Source organism: Candidatus Symbiothrix dinenymphae, from assembly GCF_001431085.1.
Window position 1 is genome coordinate 1 of record NZ_BBRU01000273.1, and the last position, 552, is coordinate 552.

Sequence of the window (552 nt, forward strand, 5' to 3'; positions counted from 1 at the left end):
CACCATTAGTGGTACAGGGGATATGAGCGACTATGACGACAATAGAGGTTATCCACAACAGCACACTACTGCGCCGTGGGGTACGTACTATTCGCAGATGACCTCTGTGGTAATAGAGCAGGGCGTTACTTCTATCGGCAAGTTCGCTTTTTCCGGATGCAGAGGTCTAACGAGCGTAACCATACCCAACTCCGTTACATTTATCGACAACTACGCTTTTTGGTTTTGCAGAGGTCTAACGAGCGTAACCATTGGCAACTCCGTTACATCGATCGGCGAACAGGCTTTTAACGGTTGCTCTCCTCTAACGAGCATAACCATACCCAACTCCGTTACATCTATCGGCGAACGGGCTTTTAATGGTTGCGATAGCTTAACTGCCATAGACGTAGACGCCGCCAATGCAAATTACACTTCGGTAGATGGCGTATTGTTCAATAAAAATAAAACAACGCTCATACAATGCCCTGCAAAAAAAACAGGGGCATATACCATACCGAGCAGCGTTGATACTATTGACGGAAATGCTTTTTTTAATTGCAGATGCTTAAT

The 552-nt window shown here is 45.5% G+C and carries 1 protein-coding gene; it reads left to right on the forward strand.

Going from position 1 to position 552, the window contains the following annotated elements:
* A partial coding sequence (locus tag ASC50_RS06705; RefSeq protein ID WP_158648366.1) for a leucine-rich repeat domain-containing protein occupies positions 1-552 on the forward strand: 552 nt, incomplete at both ends.